We start from the raw sequence: 2,664 nt of genomic DNA on the forward strand, positions 1-2,664 counted from the left end.
CTGACGAGTAGTCCTACGGCAATCCTGAGCCCGCGCACGGTGAATTCCCTTCGAAAGTGAGTGGCCAAATTATAGCCAAGCCGTTATGTAGCGGAATATGCCCAAGATGGCCAGTCCAGACGCTGTGAAAGCGACGGCTGGCGGCGTCGCGCCGACATTGGGAGGCGTTCCCGACCGCCTTGTGCGCGCTGTCCTGGCGCCGGCGGCGCGACTCCAGGCGCGTTGCGCCGTTGGCCCGCCGCCGGGCGGCGAGCCAACGGCGCGGGGCTTCGCGTCTCAGCCCTCGCCGCGTTCGCGGGCAATCGCCCGGTAGCCGATGTCCTTGCGGTAGAAGCAGCCGTTCCAGTCGATCTTCGCCGCCAGCTCGTAGGCCTTCTGCTGGGCCGCGGACACCGTCTCGCCGAGCGCCGTGGCGCAGAGCACGCGGCCGCCGGAGGTGACCACCTGGCCGTCCTCGAGGGCGGTGCCGGCGTGGAATACCTTGCCGTCGGGACTGACGGCGGCGTCCAGGCCGCTGATCGCCTCGCCCTTGGCGTAGTCGCCCGGGTAGCCGCCGGCCGCCAGCACCACGCCGAGACTCGGCCGCGGGTCCCACTGCGCTTCGATCTTGTTCAGCGCCTCGGCCAGGGCCGCCTCGATCAGCAGCACCAGGCTCGACTGCAGGCGCAGCATGATCGGCTGGGTTTCCGGGTCGCCGAAGCGGCAGTTGAACTCGATGACCTTCGGCGCACCGCTCTTGTCGATCATCAGTCCGGCATAGAGGAAGCCGGTGTAGAGGTTGCCTTCGCTGGCCATGCCCTTGACGGTCGGCCAGATCACCTCGTCCATCACCCGCTGGTGTACCTCGGCGGTGACCACCGGCGCCGGCGAATAGGCGCCCATGCCGCCGGTGTTCGGGCCGCTGTCGCCGTCGCCGACGCGCTTGTGGTCCTGGCTGGTGGCCATCGGCAGCACGTTGTGGCCGTCGACCATGACGATGAAGCTGGCTTCCTCGCCGTCGAGGAATTCCTCGATCACCACCCGCGAGCCGGCCTCGCCGAAGGCATTGCCGGCGAGCATGTCGCGCACCGCGTCCTCGGCTTCCTGCAGGGTCATGGCGACGATCACGCCCTTGCCGGCGGCCAGGCCGTCGGCCTTGATCACGATCGGCGCGCCTTTCGCGCGCAGGTAGGCCAGCGCCGGCTCGACCTCGGTGAAGTTCTGGTAGTCGGCAGTGGGAATCTGGTGGCGGGCGAGGAAGTCCTTGGTGAAGGCCTTGGAGCCTTCCAGCTGCGCGGCGCCGGCGGTGGGGCCGAAGCAGGCCAGGCCGCGCGCGCGGAACAGATCGACGACACCCTTCACCAGCGGCGCTTCCGGGCCGACGATGGTCAACTGCACGTTGCTGGCGGCGAAATCGGCCAGTTGCTCCAGGGCCAGCACGTCGATGGCGACGTTCTCGCACTTGGGCTCACAGGCGGTGCCGGCGTTGCCGGGGGCGACGAAGACCTTCTCGACCCGCGGATCCTGGGCGACTTTCCAGGCCAGGGCGTGTTCGCGACCGCCGCTGCCGATGATCAGTACGTTCATGGGGTTCTCCTGACCGTAGCCCGGATGAAATCCGAGGCTTTGAGTGGGATGTACCCGGATCGCATCCGGGCTACGGGTGGTGGATAAGCGAAGCGTTATCCCCCTACGAAAACTGGCGACCCCTATCGAGGTCGCGATGAAGCCGGTAGATGCAAGGCGCCCAGGGTTTCGACAAGCGGAGTTGCCTGTTGGCAATGAGCATTGGCGGAACTCTGGGCAACGCAGCAGATGCCGGTTTCAGTGCGGCCGAATCAATGTCTAAAGTGGCGCATAGAGGTGAATACCATGGCAATCCCGGCTTCGTCGGCCGCGGCGATCACCTCTGCATCGCGCATCGAGCCGCCCGGCTGGATCACCGCGGTGATGCCGGCCTTGGCCGCGTTGTCGATGCCGTCGCGGAACGGGAAGAAGGCGTCCGAGGCCATCACCGCGCCCTGTACCTGCAGGCCGGCGTGCTCGGCCTTGATCGCGGCGATCCGCGCGGAGTTGACCCGGCTCATCTGGCCGGCGCCGACGCCGACGGTCTGGCGGTTCTTGGCGTAGACGATGGCGTTGGATTTGACGAACTTGGCCACTTTCCAGGCGAAGATCAGGTCGTGGATTTCCTGCTCGCTCGGCGCGCGCCGGGTGACGATCTTCAGGTCTTCCGCCGTGATCATGCCGATGTCGCGGCTCTGCACCAGCAGGCCGCCGTTGACCCGCTTGAAGTCCCAGCCCGGCGCGCGCTCGGCCGGCCATTCGCCGCACTCGAGCAGGCGCACGTTGGCCTTGGCAGCGACCACGTCGCGGGCGGCCTGGGAGATTTTCGGGGCGATGATCACCTCGACGAACTGGCGTTCCACGATCGCTTTAGCGGTTTCGCCGTCCAGCTCGCGGTTGAAGGCGATGATGCCGCCAAACGCGGATTCCGTATCGGTGGCGTAGGCCAGGTCGTAGGCCTTGCGGATGCCGCCGTCTGCCTCGGGAACCACGGCCACGCCACAGGGGTTGGCGTGCTTGACGATGACGCAGGCCGGCTTGACGAAGCTCTTCACGCATTCCAGGGCGGCGTCGGTGTCGGCGACGTTGTTGAACGACAGTTCCTTGCCCTGCAGCTGC

Annotated in this window: 2 protein-coding genes; both read right to left on the reverse strand. The window is 67.0% G+C overall.

Translation table 11 applies throughout. The features are described 5' to 3' along the window. Nucleotides 1–276 precede the first annotated feature (276 nt). Nucleotides 277–1,566: a phosphoribosylamine--glycine ligase gene (gene purD / locus V6M51_RS19030; protein ID WP_332769721.1), complete on the reverse strand. Its 1,290-nt coding sequence runs from the start codon at nucleotides 1,564–1,566 to the stop codon at nucleotides 277–279. A gap of 251 nt (nucleotides 1,567–1,817) precedes the next feature. After that, the coding region (gene purH / locus V6M51_RS19035; RefSeq protein WP_332769722.1) for a bifunctional phosphoribosylaminoimidazolecarboxamide formyltransferase/IMP cyclohydrolase at nucleotides 1,818–2,664 on the reverse strand (847 nt) is incomplete at its 5' end.

Origin of the sequence: Phenylobacterium sp. (genome assembly GCF_036677185.1) — a bacterium.
In the GTDB taxonomy this organism is placed as follows: Bacteria; Pseudomonadota; Alphaproteobacteria; order Caulobacterales; family Caulobacteraceae; genus Phenylobacterium.

What these genes read in the sequence shown, in the direction of transcription:
- purD (WP_332769721.1), bottom strand. Translation starts at nt 1,566, where the DNA reads ATGAACGTACTGATCATCGGCAGCGGCGGTCGCGAACACGCCCTGGCC.